At 26.7% G+C, this 15949-nt stretch carries 12 protein-coding genes; 1 reads left to right on the top strand and 11 read right to left on the bottom strand.

The window, feature by feature from the left end:
- Nucleotides 1–4 precede the first annotated feature (4 nt).
- Nucleotides 5–568, bottom strand: a complete 564-nt coding sequence (locus ACZJV1_RS05190; RefSeq protein ID WP_463651661.1) for a TetR/AcrR family transcriptional regulator — start codon at nucleotides 566–568, stop codon at nucleotides 5–7.
- 145 nt (nucleotides 569–713) lie between these two features.
- On the opposite strand from ACZJV1_RS05190, the gene ACZJV1_RS05185 reads away from it, so the two are divergent.
- Complete coding sequence (locus ACZJV1_RS05185) at nucleotides 714–1523, top strand: N-acetylmuramoyl-L-alanine amidase family protein (protein WP_463651660.1); 810 nt, start codon at nucleotides 714–716, stop codon at nucleotides 1521–1523.
- Nucleotides 1524–1710: 187 nt separating this feature from the next.
- Here ACZJV1_RS05185 and ACZJV1_RS05180 read toward each other — a convergent pair whose 3' ends face one another.
- The 10 genes from ACZJV1_RS05180 to ACZJV1_RS05135 form a co-directional block, all read right to left on the bottom strand.
- Complete coding sequence (locus ACZJV1_RS05180) at nucleotides 1711–3249, bottom strand: response regulator transcription factor (protein WP_463651659.1); 1539 nt, start codon at nucleotides 3247–3249, stop codon at nucleotides 1711–1713.
- Between the two features lie 13 nt (nucleotides 3250–3262).
- Nucleotides 3263–5035: a cache domain-containing sensor histidine kinase gene (locus ACZJV1_RS05175; protein ID WP_463651658.1), complete on the bottom strand. Its 1773-nt coding sequence runs from the start codon at nucleotides 5033–5035 to the stop codon at nucleotides 3263–3265.
- Between the two features lie 41 nt (nucleotides 5036–5076).
- Complete coding sequence (locus ACZJV1_RS05170) at nucleotides 5077–7137, bottom strand: DUF5054 domain-containing protein (protein WP_463651657.1); 2061 nt, start codon at nucleotides 7135–7137, stop codon at nucleotides 5077–5079.
- Between the two features lie 19 nt (nucleotides 7138–7156).
- Entirely contained in the window at nucleotides 7157–8005 is an 849-nt protein-coding gene (locus ACZJV1_RS05165) for a carbohydrate ABC transporter permease (RefSeq protein WP_411170180.1), read from the bottom strand.
- Nucleotides 8006–8013: 8 nt separating this feature from the next.
- The gene (locus tag ACZJV1_RS05160; RefSeq protein WP_463651656.1) at nucleotides 8014–8895 is read right to left on the bottom strand and encodes a carbohydrate ABC transporter permease; all 882 of its coding nucleotides are present in this window, start codon (nucleotides 8893–8895) and stop codon (nucleotides 8014–8016) included.
- Between the two features lie 79 nt (nucleotides 8896–8974).
- Nucleotides 8975–10249, bottom strand: a complete 1275-nt coding sequence (locus ACZJV1_RS05155; RefSeq protein WP_463651655.1) for an ABC transporter substrate-binding protein — start codon at nucleotides 10247–10249, stop codon at nucleotides 8975–8977.
- Nucleotides 10250–10649: 400 nt separating this feature from the next.
- A complete protein-coding gene (locus ACZJV1_RS05150) occupies nucleotides 10650–12212 on the bottom strand; it encodes a ClC family H(+)/Cl(-) exchange transporter (protein WP_463651654.1) in 1563 nt (520 codons plus the stop codon).
- A complete protein-coding gene (surE, locus tag ACZJV1_RS05145) occupies nucleotides 12194–12979 on the bottom strand; it encodes a 5'/3'-nucleotidase SurE (RefSeq protein ID WP_463651653.1) in 786 nt (261 codons plus the stop codon). The genes ACZJV1_RS05150 and surE overlap by 19 nt, the downstream gene beginning before the upstream one ends.
- A gap of 186 nt (nucleotides 12980–13165) precedes the next feature.
- Entirely contained in the window at nucleotides 13166–15157 is a 1992-nt protein-coding gene (locus ACZJV1_RS05140) for an ABC transporter permease (protein WP_463651652.1), read from the bottom strand.
- A complete protein-coding gene (locus tag ACZJV1_RS05135; RefSeq protein ID WP_463651651.1) occupies nucleotides 15147–15917 on the bottom strand; it encodes an ABC transporter ATP-binding protein in 771 nt (256 codons plus the stop codon). Before ACZJV1_RS05135 ends, ACZJV1_RS05140 begins: the two co-directional genes overlap by 11 nt.
- Nucleotides 15918–15949 lie beyond the last annotated feature (32 nt).

Below are 15949 nucleotides of genomic sequence, written 5' to 3'. Positions count from 1 at the left end.
TCCTTTATAGCTTATTTGTAACTATATATATCAAATCATCTATTGAAAATTCCTTATTTTTCATTACTATAGTTATCATATTACTAATTAAAAATGATGTTAATTTTCTAGTTTCTATATTAATAGTTATCTCTTTATTTTCTCTATGAAAATCTATTATTTCATCTACAATCAAATATAAGTGTTCTAATACGTCATATCTTTTACAATCATTAGAATTTTTATTATTTTTTATATTTTTTCCATTTTTAGTTAGTTCAAAAAATACTTCTTTATGGTATAATAAAAATTTTTCTAATCCTAAATATATTAACCGCATCTTTTCTTCAAATGTTATGTCTTTGTCTTTTACTTCTTCAAGCTCTTTAAGTATCTCTGTCCAAGTGTTATTAAATATTTCACTAACTAATGCCATTTTATTTTCAAAATAGTTATATACTGTTCCAAGTCCTATTTCACATTTATTAGCGAGTTCTCTCATACTAAAGTTATTATAACCCTGGCTTCTTAAAAGTATATCAGCTTTTCTTAATATTGTTTCTCTTGGATTTTGTAATATTTTCGGCATGAAAACTCCCCCTTTATTACAGTTTATATCAATACTCTTATATTATCAACTGAGTGACCTCTTTTATTTTATTTCCATTTATTTACATTTATGATTATGTTAAGTATAATTATATTATATTATTATAAGTTAAGAGGTATGTATTATGGAAAATCAAAAATTTGATATCGCATACAAAAGAAAAATCCTGTATAAGCGAAAGAAAAGAAGACAATTAGTATTACGTATTTCTCTTATGTTTACTGGATTTTGCATACTTTCACTTATCCTATTATTAAACAATAAGTATAGTAATAATAACACTTATGTTAATAAGAAAGTTACATCATCGTCTTCTAATGAATATCCCTTTATAGTTTGTATAGATCCTGGTCATGGAGATTGGGATACAGGAACTAAAGGAACAACTGGTGCTCTAGAAAAGGATATAGCTTTAAACATCTCTTTAAAACTTGGAAAGCTTCTTGAAGCAAGTGAAGTAAGAGTAGTTTACACAAGAACAAATGATTCTCTTCCATGGCTAGAAACTGCTAATGATAGTTTAAAGGAAAGAATAAAAATACCAGAAGTGTTTAATGCTGACTTGTTTATATCAATACACTGCAATAGTGATTATACTAATGTTGATTCAAAAGGATTAGAAACCTGGTATAAAGCTTCAAATAAAGAAAGTAAGGAATTAGCAAATACTATACAAAGTAAATTAGCAAAATTAAAATACACAGAAGATAGAGGCTTAAAAACCTATAAAAATAAAGATGATGCTCTTGCCGTCTTAGAACTAAATTCAAGTATTCCAGCATTAATAGAATTAGGATTTTTAAGTAATTCTTCTGATGAAAAACATCTAAAATCTGATAAAGGTCAAGAAGCTTGTGCAAAAGCTATAAGCGAAGCTATTTTAAATTATATTAAAAACAATAAAGAAGCTTTAATTAAGGATAATATACAATAATAGTTCAAAAACACTATAAATAATTTATCCATAGATTTTAAAAATATAATTAACTATAGTGTAAATAAGAAGCTGCCTCCTGAGAATGCTTTGAAAATCATTCAGTGGCAGCTCTTTTGTTAATTAAGTTAGATAAGTATATCTTTTATTATCCTTAACTATAAGTTTATTAAGAACGCCTATTATATTAGCTTTCATTTAATTTAAAATACTCTCTTCTAAATTCTGCTGGACTAATACCAACTTCTTCTTTGAACATTTTACAAAAATGGCTTGAATTATTGTAACCAACCTCTTTAGCAATAGTTACAATTTTCATATTACTTTCTTTTAATCTTTCTTTTGCAACTTTAATCCTTATCTTTTTAAGGTATTGTGCAAAACTATCGCCTGCATATTTTTTAAAGTAGCTACAAAAATAATTTTTTGATATATTAACATAATTTGAGATATCATTTAATGTAATTTCCTCACCGTAATGTTTATTACAGTAATCTTTCACCATTAAAATCACTCTAGTTTTTTCCTGAAAGCTCTCTACTCCAATGTCAAAAAACTTTTCAAATAACGATTCAGTAAATTCTTCTAACTCATTTAATGTAGCACATCTTTTTATGTCATTTATATCTAAATTATCTAAGATATATCTGGTTTCAACATTTTCAACTTGCATGTTGGATTTAAATATAATAACAATTTCATAAATACCTCTATATATATATTCTGGCCAAACATCTTCGTTATTTCTTATGTGCTTATAATATTCTCTTAAATACGCCATAAAACTATCTCTATCACTTTTGCTTATCCATTTTTTTATATTTAGTGTATCAATGTGATATGCTCTTTTTATAAAATCTACAATTTCATACTTTTCACACCATACTAAACGTCCTGAAAAATTTTTATAAAAATTAACTTGTATTAAGTTACTAATTTTATTATACTCTTGAATCAAATCACTATAATCATGACACATTTTGCTTAAATAAACCACTTGACCATTTTTTATTCTTGATTTAATTATACTAACCAATTGTACCTGGTCACATTTATCAATTAAAATACAGATTGTATTTGCATCAATCTTAAAGCTAATTAAACTTTTTTTATATTGCTTGTCCGAGATGGAATGTATATAATTTAGAATTTCTATTTCAGCATTGCTATTTTTATTTGTAATATAACATAAACGAAAATCTTTTAATAATTTAATGTTACTATTTTTAACTTTATTTATGAATTCTTCTTGGCTGATTTCTTCTAATAATAATTTTTTTGTTAAGATTTCTTTAAATTCTGGAAGTACCTCATTATATTTATTCTTTATGTACTTATCCTCTTTTTCATTTTTTACAGCTTCATATAATTCTTTTATTGTACTTTTTAAACTACTTATGTTAATAGGTTTTAACAAATAGGCAAATGCTCCAAAATTTAAAGCCTCTTGAGCATAATTAAACTCACGATAAGCTGAAAGGACTACTACCTTGGTTTTCAGATTATTTTTTTTTAGCAATTTAATTAATTCTATTCCATTTAAAAGTGGCATGTTTATATCTACAATTGCAATATCAGGTTTAGTAGTGCTGATCAAATGAAAAGCTTCCTTACCATTTGTTGCATAACCAAGTACTTTTATTCTAGAGTTGCACATAGGAAGTAACTTTTCAAGAGATTGTATCGTTAACATTTCATCATCAATAATCACTGCTGTCAATTCCATATATTCCCCTCCTTTATAGTATCAATGTTATTGTAGAACAATAATTTTCTTTACTCTCAATTTTCATACCACTTTCTTGATTATAATTTAATTTTAGACGTTTATTTACGTTATATAATCCTATATGATTTACTGGTTCTTTTTCATATTCTAGTGATTCCAAAATTTCTTCACATTTTTCTTTACTAATTCCATTACCATTATCACTTATTTTAAGAATAACTTTATTATTATAAAATTCACCTTCAATAGTTACATGCTTTTTATCTAATTTGTTTTTAAATCCATGTTGTATGGTATTCTCAACAATAGGTTGTAATATTAATTTAGGGACTAAGATATCATTTAGTTGCTCATCTACTTTTATATACAGATTTATACTGTTATTAAACCTTATGTTTTGAATATCAATATATTTTTGAACATACTCTATTTCTTTACTAAGTGGAACCATATCACTTGATTCATATAGTATATAATCAAATAAATGACTTAAAGCATCAACAACATAAATTATGTCGTCATTTCTTTCTATAATTGCTAAAGATGTTATACATTGCAATGTATTATTTAAAAAGTGTGGATTTATTTTTGCTTGTAAAGCTTCTATTTCAGCTCTTTGTTTGCTAAGTTTAGTTGTATAAACTTCCTTAATAAGTAAATCTATTTTATTAATCATTTCATTATATCTTCTATATAAAGTATCAATTTCTTCAAAACCAGATACATCTTCTACAGCAGTTTGAAAATCTCCTTTTTCGGCTTTTTTCATAGCTTTAGATAAACTTTTTATAGGCTTTGTAGCTTTATAGCCAATAAAAATTGAGATTGATATAGTAGGGATAATAGCAACTAAGCTTACTATAGTAGTAACTTTTTTTATATTTATTAATGGTTCACTTATTTTCGAAAAATCAATTTTATATCCTACATACCAATTAGTAGATGGAATTTTACAGTAAGATAAAACCTCTTTATTCTTAAAGATGGTTGTATCCTTTTCAAAATTCCAGTCATCTTTTTCAAATTTAAAATCAGCATATGGAGCATAAAATAAATCTTTATCTTGATCAATTAAATAACAACTATATTCTCTTGCTAAATCATTTCTACGGCAAATTTTATTTATTTTTTCAAACTCTAAAGAATAAACAACTGCGGCAATTGTATCTTTACCATTAGCTTCTTTAATAGGAAAATAAACCAACATATTTTGTTGGTTTTCTCCTCCATAAAGATAATCCTTTTCATTAACTGATAAAAATTGCACATCATATTTTGACATATTTTTTGAATCTTCTATTATATCTTTTATTGCATATGAATTATAATTTACCCCTTGATTATGATTTGAATTATAATTTATACCTTTATTATGTGTTGAACTATTATTAAAACTATCTGACAAAATTATTATATCTTTTATATCATTATTGAATATAATAACTTGGCTCATTTTTTCATTAATAGACTTAACATATTTAACCCTGTCATTTTCTGAAATATCTTTATTTAGTTTTTGTATATTTTCTTTTAATTGTTTATCATTTCTAAATAAATTTATTTTAGTTATACATTCTTGAAAATATATGCTTAAGTTATTTGCTATTTGACTTGTAATCTGAAACACATTATCTATTTCTTGCTTTTCAGATGTATTAAAGGAAATATTATAGGATATTGCACTTATTATACTAATAGATATCAAGATAATTAAGGAATATAAAATTATTATAGTAAATCTCATACTTTTAAAGATTCTTTTATAAAAATCTCTTTTTATCATCTTTCACCCATTCTTTCAATAAGCTGCACCTAATAATACAACTAATTTGTTTTTATTCTTATTTCAAAATCAAAATAGCAATTATCTTCACACCACATCTTAAAATTTGTACCCCATCTGTTGTTAAATAAATTAAAATAGAAACCATTTTCTAAGTTATTAAATTTATGATCCATTTTATATAAATTTCTACCACCTACACTTACTAGTGGTGAATGTATATTTTTAATTTCTATAACGCCATCTGCTCCATGATAATATAGTGCTTCTACACAATGTTGATTTCTATTTCCACCTTTTAATACATTTAATGGAGAAATCAATTGATCTATTTTTTTCATCATAAACCTATTTGGATTTTCAACATCAAACTTCATTTTAAACCATATAGCTTCAGGTATTTTTCCAGGATCTTTATCAAACCATTGAAGGTTACATCTTATAACATCTTTATCGAAGTTATAAGTTATTTCAGCTATTCTTGGAGAACTATACTTTGAGGCAGCTTCATCATCAGATTTAATAGAAACATATATATTATTTTTTTCTTTTATTATACTTGTCACACTAAAATTATAGCAAATATTTTCCAAATCATCCACAAATTCTAGACCTGGTTTTGAAAAATCTGGTTCTGACCACCACATAGTTTCATAAAAATTTCTATTGTATTTATAGTAATTATCTGAGCAAATTTTAGCATCAAAAACTTCATATTGTAATTTGCCTAACTCTCCAGATTTAATCCATTTTTTATCCATGCATTCAAGATGATTAATAGCTCCTTCCCCATTAAACTTAACTTTCCATCCATTAATTTCTATTAAATCACCTATTTTAATGAGATTTCCTTCAATAGATTTTTTTAGTGGAATAATATTATTTAAGGCTAACTTTGCTTCTTCTTTTAGTTCTCTTGGAAGTTTTTCAATGGCTTTTAAAATATATTCTCTCTGTTCTTCATGAGATTTTTCATATTCTTTATAAGAACCTTTAAATTCACCATTTCTATACTTAGCGATATCATCTTTTAAACATTCATAAATTTGAATATTTCTTATTGTAAGAGACTCTAAAGTGGTAATATCAGCTTTTCTTGCTTTTAAAAAGTCTTCTTTAGTCCAATTTTTAAAATCCGCTAAATATTTTTTATAATCAAGTCCCCAGGTATGTTCTGTTATAAGCATAAGGTTTGTCATGAGCTCTGTATATTCATAGCTACCTTCTTTTAATAATCCTTCTTTAAGCCATTTATTTTTTAATGTTAATAAAGTTTTAAACTGCACAACCTTTACAGGATCTGAAGCAACTCCATGTATCCATGTATCTCCAATTTCTTCTTCTATGACAGGGAGTTTGTCTTTTATTTTAATAACTGCCTTAGCAAATTCATCTAATGTTGATGCTTCTACCTTGGCATTAGGATATTTGGCTTTAATACGGTTAAATTCTTTTTCAACATCTTCTTCTGATTGTGGTCCTAGGTTATCTCCAGTATGGGCAAATTCAAGTACTTCATCTAAACCATCTATAGAGAATGAAGCCCCATAATCAGATGCATAGTGAACAATTAACTCAGCTCCATTTATTTTCCAAAGAAACATTTCAGGAACCATTGGAACCATAGATGACCCATTTACACCAATATGCATGTATTTTAGACCAGCCTCAGCCATATAAGGAACTATAGAAATAGTATGTCCTGGCACATCAGTCATTTTAGAAGCAATAGTTGTTTTATTATACTTTTTATCTAGTTCTTTGCTTATATTAAGACTATATTTAAATAACTCTTTGTCCATTAATTCAGTATGTGTGGTACATGATATTCCATGCCAAGTTATATAACCAAGTTTTATTGCCTTTTCGAAATTTTTAATTGCATCTTTTGAAGCATTTTTTAAGTAATAATCTATTAAAAATGATCCTACAGTCCAAATAAACTTTTTATTTTCTGGTGTATTAAGTTTAAAAGCCAAATTTACTGCATTAGGTATATATTCATTTGTGTATCTATCCAAAACATTTTGGGCAAAATCTGTAAAGCCAATGTCTAAGTGAGTTTTATAAATTACATGTACTTTTTTTATTTTAGTGTTCATTTTATACCTCCATTAAAAATTAACCTTTCACTCCAGAACCAATAATACTTTCTATAAAGTTCTTTTGGAAAATTAGAAATATAATTAAGATAGGAATCATTACCATAGCACCTGCTGCTATTAATCCACCATAATTTACAGCATTATCAGAACCCTTTGATAATTGAGTTAATACCATAGAAAGAGGTCTCATTTCTTCTTGGGTAATTATTGATTTACACCATGCAAATTCAGTCCAAATAAATGTAAATGCCAAAATTACAAGACCTGATATGGCGCTTTTTAACATGGGTAGTGCAACAGAAAAAAATGTTCTTATATTTCCACATCCATCTATCTTAGCTGACTCTAAAATCTCATTAGGAATATATTTTGAAAATTGATAAATATATACTATTCCGAATCCACTATATATAAATGGAAGAACTAATCCAAAGTAAGTATTAGTAAGATTGAAAGTTTTTACAATATCAAATAAAGGGAAATAAGTTAATTCTCCTGGTATCATTAATGTCATCATTATAAACATAAAGATGGTCTTTTTAAAAGGGAATTTATACTTTCCAAATACATATCCAGTAATAGTACTAAGAGATACTTGAATACTTATTAATAAAATTGATGTTATTGTAGAAGTAATAAAAGCATTCTTTAAACCGCCTGCATCAATAGCAAATTTGTAATTTTCTAGACTTGGGTCTTTAGGTATCCAATTAAAAGGAATCTTAAATAATTCACCTTGTCCTTGAAAAGATGCAGAAGTCATCCATATTATTGGTATAAGAAATATAGCTGTTACAATAAGCATTATTACTATTAATAAAATTGGTTGTAATTTAATCTTTTTTCTAGTAGACTTTTCACTCATATAATCACCTAATCATCAAAATATTTTGTAGCTTTCATCTGAACGATGGATACTACAAGAGTTATTAAAAATACAATAACTGCTATTACTGAAGCATATCCTACATCTCTAGTTTTAAAGCCTTGCTTAAACATATACATTATTATTGTTTCTGTAGATTGGTATGGTCCTCCACCTGTTAAAAGCTCTACTGATGGGTAAGTTCTTAAATATGCCATCGTTGCATAAATCATAGAAAAAACAATTGTTGGTTTTAATTGCGGTAAGGTAACATACCTAAAAGATTGCAATATTGAAGCTCCATCAATTTTAGCTGCTTCATACAATTGAGTATTAATATTTGATAAACCTGAAAGAAATATTACCATGTAATAGCCTGTACCATTCCAAACATGCACAATAATAACTGCTACAATAGCCCAAAAAGGTTGTATTAACCATCCAATACTATCAAATCCTAAGCTATTAAGTGTCATATTTATAAGACCATTCTCTGTTCCAAATAATAATTTAAAAATAATAGCTGCTACTACTCCTGGAACTAAGAAAGTAGAGAAAATGGAAGCACGAACAAAACTCTTACCTTTCTTCATATTAAAAACTGCTATAGCTATAAGTAATGCTACTATAAGAACAAGTGGGACACTAAAAATAGTTATAGTAAATGTGTTTTTTAGAGCAGTGTGCGCATTAGTATCAGTAAAGAATTTCGTAATATTATTAAGACCAACAAACTTAGGCTTTTTTATAAAATTATAGTTAAAAAACATATAGTAAATGTTTTTTAAAAAAGGATAATATACTATAACTACAAAAAATAAAATTGCTGGTCCTATAATGCTCCATACAAAAGCTTGATCTTTATAGCTAGACTTAAACTTCCGCTTCATATTATCATTCCTTTCATATAAATAAGAGGGTGTGTATGGAAATTAAAAAAAATAGCCCACCAAACCCTCATTTTTTATCTTACTTTTTAAGACCTTTGTTAATTTCGTTAGCTGTATTTTCTAAAACTGTTTTTGCATTTTCTTGATTAATTAATATTCTTTCTACTGCAGCTTTATAAATATTTTGAGCATCTTGGAATTCATATAATCCATCAAAAGTTATATATTTTGCAGTTTTTAATTGTTCTTTTTGAACTTTTTTAGATTCAAGAACTCCATCTTTTTCCCATAATTTTTGTTTTTCTGGATTATCATATATAGTTAAGTCTGTAACACCTCTATCAGCTTTCACTTGGAATTCTTCTGAATACATCAACTTTAGAAATTCAATGGCTTTTTCTTTATTTTTAGACTGTTCAGTAATAACCCAGTCACAGCCTCCTATTGGCGCAACACTTAATCCTGTTGGTCCTGCTGGTACTGGAGCATACCCCACATCTATTTTTGCATCTAATGTAGCAGGAATAGTCCATTCACCAGTGATGTAAGTTGCTAATTGGCCATTGAACCAAAGCTGATCTGATGTCCCATCAGGAATAGGTGCCCAACCATTTTTAACAAACTCTTGCATTTTTGTATGGGCTGCAATAGATTCTGGTGAGTCAATTAAGGTTTTAGTATAGTCTTTGTTCATAAAATCTGCGCCTAATGAAAATGCCCAAGTAGATATGTCCCAAACACTCCCTGTAGATATATTTGCAGCATATACGTTTTTACCATCTTCAGTTTTGGTTCCGCTTTCCTTAATTTTTTTACCTAAAGTTTCTAAATCAGCAATAGTTTTGGGAACTTCTACTCCTAGCTTTTCTAACAATTTCTTGTTATAGAACATATACATAGTATTTGTGTTGTAAGTTACGGCACAAATGTCGTCACCTAATTTCATACGCTCTAATTGTCCTGGTGTTAGTTTATTGTAAATATCCCAATCTTTTATTACATCTGTCAAATTCATAGCAAGCCCATCATTATAAAATTCTTTTGCCCATCCTCCTGTTTTACAAATATCAGGTATATCTCCCATACTCATAAGTGTAATTTGTTTTTCTCTTGTAGCATTCCAAGGGCTAGATATAATTTCAAATTCTGCATTTGGATATTTTTCTTTAAACATTTCCATTGCAATATCTAAGTTATCATCTTTTTCTCCAGTAGTAGAAATTCTAAGTGTAAATGATTCATCATTTCCTTTGCTTGTACTATTTTGACCTGTATCTTTGTTTCCACATCCTACTAATAATCCTAAACATAATGTAGACGTTATCATAAGACTTAGCACTTTTTTAAATATCATAAAAACAACTCCCCTTTTATAAACTTCTATTTATAAAAACATACTTTATAGTTAAATATTAACATTTATACTTGTAAGATCATATATCGTATTATTATGATTTATATAATATTATTATCATAATTTAAGCTAGTATTTTCTATATTTCATATTACTAATACTATAATCTCTAAAGACTTTAATTCAAATATAACTTATTCTTAAAACTTTCTTTTATATTTATTCTAATAAGTATTATTAACTTAATATTAGTTATAAACTTTGTTAAATTTTTTAGTATATAAAAAGGATGTAACTTTATTCTAGCTATATTTAAACTTAACTACTTTCATTAATAATCTTAAATTAATAAGAGAACTATAAATTAAGGATTTTAATTTATAGTTCTCTTTTAATTTTCCTAAACTAAAGTAAGTTTATTAATTTCTTCTATTATAAAAGCTCTTTTGTCTATATTCACTAAAGCTACTATGTAATCGCCACTTATTAATTTTACAGATCCCCTTGGAATTATTTCTTTTTCTCCTCTTTTTATAGAAACAAGTAAACAATCCTTTGGCCATTCAATTTCGCTTATAAATTTTTCTTCTACTAAGCTTCCCATTTCAACTACAAACTCTAATATAGTTTTCTTATTATCATTTTCCTCTTTATTTACTCCAACTTTTTTAAGAAGTCTTTCTAGGAGGACTTCGTATATAGGTTCATTTCTTAGAAATTCTGATGTTATATATGAAATTATTACAACTACTGATAATGATAATAAATGATTAAATGACCCTGTCATTTCCATAATAAGAACTATACCTGTTATAGGAGCTTTTACTACAGATACAAAATATCCAGCCATACCTAGTGCTATAAAGTTAATTATAAATGAACTACTTACACCTAAAATATCTATTGAAAATACTCCAACAATATCTCCAAGAATAGCTCCAAGAAGTAACATTGGAAGGAATATGCCTCCTGGTACCCCTGATCCAAAACAAACTAATAATAATAGGAACTTTAATAAATATATTATTATTAGAAATAAAATAGATTGTTCTCCCGATGATAAATCTAATATTAATTCATGTCCTCCTCCCAATAACATAGGAGCTATCAACCCAATAACTGCTGTTATTATAAATGGTATCATCACTTTAACTTCTTGAGGCACTCTTTCTAATTTAGAATACAAATCTTGAAATAAATATATTCCTTTTGAAAATACAACCCCCATTACTCCTGTTATAATACCTAAAATAATTAATATCCAGTAATATTTTAAAGGCAATGCATTCATAGTATTAAACTTTAATGCTGGCTCCATTCCTAAAAAGTTTTTCGATACAAAGTCAGCACTTATAGCAGCTGCCATAGCAGGTAATAAGACTAATGGAGAAAAATTTCTGTGGATTTCTTCTAATGCAAATACTATTCCTGATAGTGGCGAATTAAATGCAGCAGAAAGCCCTGCTGATGCCCCCGCTGTTATTAAGAACTCTTTTTTTACAGGAAATTTTTTATAAGTTTTTTCTGCAACTCCTTCTCCTATAGAAGCACCAATTTGTACTGATGGACCCTCCCTTCCAAGAGAAAGCCCTGCTGATAATGCTAACACTCCACCTAGAAATTTATATATCAGTATTCTAAGCCAATTCATTTTTAACTTATTTATGACTCTTCCCTTTACTTGTGGAATACCACTACCAGAAATCATTCCTTCTTTTTTAACCATAATTCCAACTATTATTCCTATTATAGCTAAAGCTATTATTACTAAAAGACCATTAATTAAGCCTTTATTTCCCCATAAATATAAATTATTAAAAACCTTATACAACTTTTTTATAGCTATTCTATTTAGTACTATAACCCCACCTGTAATTAAGCCTATGATAATACCTTCAATTATTAATCTAAATTTCATATTTTTTCTTTGTAGCAATATATCTTTTATCTTTTCGTCTTCCATTCTTCCATCACCTTATCTTCAAATATATTCTTTACTTCATCTAATATTTTAAAATTAGTAAAGTCAAAATGCAGTGGTGTTAATGTTACATACCCCCCTGATAAAAAATACAAATCCGAATCATCTTCTAAAATGTTATTTCTCGTTCCTTTTGTCATATAAATCTTATCTTCATTTTCTTCTATTAAAATATAATCAGTTTTATATGTTGATTTTCCTAACCTACAAACCTTTAATCCTTTAATCTCTTCTTCTTTTACATCTGGAACATTAATATTTAAAACCACATTATCTTTTAAATAGCTTTTTTCTGCTATATCTACAATCCTACTTACCCAATTAACTGCTTTTGTATAATCCTCATCTTCTCTATTCCAATCTACTTCCATAGAAATAGCAATTGATGGCACACTATATATTGCTCCTTCTATAGCTGCAGATACTGTCCCGGAATATAATATATCAGTTCCACAATTTAATCCTCTATTTACCCCTGAAATAACTAAATCTATATTTTCTCCAAGTAAAGATAATCCTGCTTGAGTACAATCAGCTGGTGTTCCAACTAAACTATAAGATTTAAAACTTTTATCTATTTTTTCTTCTCTTACTTTTATAGGGCTATGAATTGATATAGAATGACTAGATGCACTTTTTTGTTCTCTAGGCGCAACAACTATCACTTCATGTTTTTTAGATATTTTTTTTGCTAAAGCTATTATCCCTCTCGCATCTATTCCATCATCATTTGTAATTAATATTCTCATATAAGTCCTCCTTAAATTATTTTTTTTATTGTTATAATTTCCAATAGCAACTATTCTTTATATTATTACTTCTTACTTACATATTATATACTACCATAAAATTAAATGAGATAAAAAAAGTGATATAGTTTTATCAAATTAAACTATATCACTCTTCTAAATAATTGTTTCTATTAAAATAATTTATTATATTCTTTGATTTATATTTTTCTTTGCTCCAAAGTAAGTAGCTATAAAATATCCACCATATATTAATATTAATATAAATAATGATATTAATATATTTTTCATTATATTTATACTTCCAAACATAGTCACTATCTTTTTAGAAAATTCTAATCCTACTATTGAATGTATTAAAGCTAAAGATAACGGCATTATAAAGTATATTGCTATTTGACTTAATAAAGATCTATTTATTAAATTTTCATCTACGCCTATTTTTCTTAATAAATTATATCTTTCAATATTTTCAGTTGACTCTGATAATTGTTGAAGTGCTAGTACTGCTGCTGCTGTTATTAGAAATACTCCTCCAATATAAATTCCTAGATAAGATACTATGGCTCCAAGGCTTGATGAACTTGCTAATAACTTATCTTTTGTAATATAATATATATTGCCTTCTTCTTTTTGAATAACATTATCTATCTTTTCCTTAATTAATTGTTCAACACTACTTTTATTTTTATCATAATTTAAATTCAAGTAAGAACTCATTGGTGTTAATCCTTCAGTAATTGAATCATTAACTATAATAGTACATATGTTACTTTTCATCATATTATCATAAGCAACAACTTCAATAACATCAATTTTACTTGGTTTTAGTGTAAATCCATTTATGTTTATTTCCTTATTTGAATCTAAAGTCTTACTTAATGGCTTTATAGAATCTTTTACATCTGTAAATATTGCATATTCGTCATTATTTAATTTTATACTTTCCTTATTTGCCATATTCATTATTTCATTAAATTTTGATAATCCTATAATTTGAACTGGTTGATTTGTATAAACCGGATAATAATTTTTAAGGCTTTCCTTTCCTTCTTCTGACAAAATATCAGTATATTTTAAATCACTATTGTAATTTATATAATTCACATATTCATTAGAGTATTCATTTAAATCTACACCATTTTCCTGTAATACTTTTTCTATATTAGTACCTTTAAAATTCCATAAAGTTAAGTCATATTGAGTTAAATCCTTTATATCAGCGTTCATAGCACTGTTTATTCCAAGACCGCCTGCCAACATACAAATTCCAATAAATAACATTAAACATATAAATGCCATAGATATAAATACAGTATTTATTTTACTATTTATTTGTCTCAATACAAACATATTTAAATCCTTTAAATAATGTTTTTTATTAGCTTGAGCTAATTTTAATAAAAATCCTGATAGAGAAAAGAAAAATAAAAATGTTCCTAATGCACCTAATAATATGCTTATACCACTTACACTAAAACTTACTATAGCTATTCCACCCTTTAAAACAGTATAGTATGCATATCCAAGCATAGCGCAGCTTATAATAAATGTTATTACAGAAATCCAAATATTTCTTATCTTTATACTTTCATTTTTTCTTGATGATGTTAATAAATCAATAAGATCAACTTTTCTTATGGATATGGAATTAAACATTAATACAACTATATATATAGCTCCAAAACATATTAAAGTCTTTATCATTGAGCTTGATGAAAAAATAAACTTAAATTTAATAAGGTTTACTTCAAACATTTTAGCTGTTAATACTGAAAGTCCTTGGGATAATAACACTCCTAGCCCTAATCCTATGGCTAAAGAAATTACTCCTACTAATAATGTTTCTGTAAATATTATTCTAGATAAATTTCCTTTTTCCATTCCTAATGTCATATATATTCCAAACTCTTTTTTTCTTCTTTTTATTAAATAGTTATTTGCATATATAATTAGAAACGCTAAAACAAATGATACAAAGACTGACGCATATCCCATTATACCATCTACTTGTTCAAATGCTGATGCTTGAACTTCATTTAATTCCATCATAATACTTTGAGATTGTATTGAATTAAATGTATAAAATATACATACCCCAAATACTAATGTTAAGAAGTAAATAGTATAATCTCTAAAACTTCTTTTTAAATTTCTAAATGCTAGCTTAGAATACATTGTTTTGGTCACCTCCAAGAAGTGTTATAACTTCAATTATCTTCTCAAAGAATTCTTTTCTTGAATCATTTCCACGAACTAACTCATTAAATATCTTTCCATCTTTAATAAACAAAATACGACTTGCATAGCTAGCAGAAAAAGCATCATGAGTAACCATCATAATTGTTGCATTAAGGCTTTTATTCAAACTTTCCAAGCTTTCTAAAAGCATTTTAGCTGATTTAGAATCTAATGCTCCAGTAGGCTCATCTGCTAATATTAATGAAGGGCTTGTTATTATTGCTCTTGCAGATGCAACTCTTTGCTTTTGTCCACCTGACATTTCATATGGATACTTATTTAAAACCTCTTCTATATTTAATTTTTTAGCTATTTCTCTTACTCTTTTATCTATTTCCTTATGATTAACCTTTAATATCGTTAAGGCTAAAGCTATATTTTCATAAGCAGTTAAAGTATCTAAAAGATTAAAATCCTGAAATATAAATCCTAGCTCTTCTCTTCTAAATTTTGATATCTTTTTTGAGTTTAATTTTGTAATATCATTTCCTGATATATAAATATGTCCACTACTTACCTTATCTATTGTTGATATACAGTTTAAAAGTGTAGTTTTCCCACTTCCTGATGCTCCCATAACACCAACAAATTCTCCTTCTTCAACTGCAAAACTTATATCATTAATTGCTTTTGTAACATTACCTTTCCTTCCATAATACTTTTCTATATTACTTACTTTCAATACTTCTTTTCCCATATTATCTTTCCTCCTATTTATTACTATAGGAT

The sequence above is a fragment of the Clostridium sp. LS3 genome, assembly GCF_055330225.1.
The sequence above is the reverse complement of the archived record's forward strand: the minus strand, read 5'-3'. Positions and strand labels throughout refer to the sequence as shown.

What these genes read in the sequence shown, in the direction of transcription:
- ACZJV1_RS05155 (WP_463651655.1), bottom strand. Translation starts at nt 10,249, where the DNA reads ATGATATTTAAAAAAGTGCTAAGTCTTATGATAACGTCTACATTATGT.
- ACZJV1_RS05185 (WP_463651660.1), top strand. Translation starts at nt 714, where the DNA reads ATGGAAAATCAAAAATTTGATATCGCATACAAAAGAAAAATCCTGTAT.
- surE (WP_463651653.1), bottom strand. Translation starts at nt 12,979, where the DNA reads ATGAGAATATTAATTACAAATGATGATGGAATAGATGCGAGAGGGATA.
- ACZJV1_RS05160 (WP_463651656.1), bottom strand. Translation starts at nt 8,895, where the DNA reads ATGAAGCGGAAGTTTAAGTCTAGCTATAAAGATCAAGCTTTTGTATGG.
- ACZJV1_RS05180 (WP_463651659.1), bottom strand. Translation starts at nt 3,249, where the DNA reads ATGGAATTGACAGCAGTGATTATTGATGATGAAATGTTAACGATACAA.
- ACZJV1_RS05150 (WP_463651654.1), bottom strand. Translation starts at nt 12,212, where the DNA reads ATGGAAGACGAAAAGATAAAAGATATATTGCTACAAAGAAAAAATATG.
- ACZJV1_RS05165 (WP_411170180.1), bottom strand. Translation starts at nt 8,005, where the DNA reads ATGAGTGAAAAGTCTACTAGAAAAAAGATTAAATTACAACCAATTTTA.
- ACZJV1_RS05135 (WP_463651651.1), bottom strand. Translation starts at nt 15,917, where the DNA reads ATGGGAAAAGAAGTATTGAAAGTAAGTAATATAGAAAAGTATTATGGA.
- ACZJV1_RS05140 (WP_463651652.1), bottom strand. Translation starts at nt 15,157, where the DNA reads ATGTATTCTAAGCTAGCATTTAGAAATTTAAAAAGAAGTTTTAGAGAT.
- ACZJV1_RS05175 (WP_463651658.1), bottom strand. Translation starts at nt 5,035, where the DNA reads ATGATAAAAAGAGATTTTTATAAAAGAATCTTTAAAAGTATGAGATTT.
- ACZJV1_RS05190 (WP_463651661.1), bottom strand. Translation starts at nt 568, where the DNA reads ATGCCGAAAATATTACAAAATCCAAGAGAAACAATATTAAGAAAAGCT.
- ACZJV1_RS05170 (WP_463651657.1), bottom strand. Translation starts at nt 7,137, where the DNA reads ATGAACACTAAAATAAAAAAAGTACATGTAATTTATAAAACTCACTTA.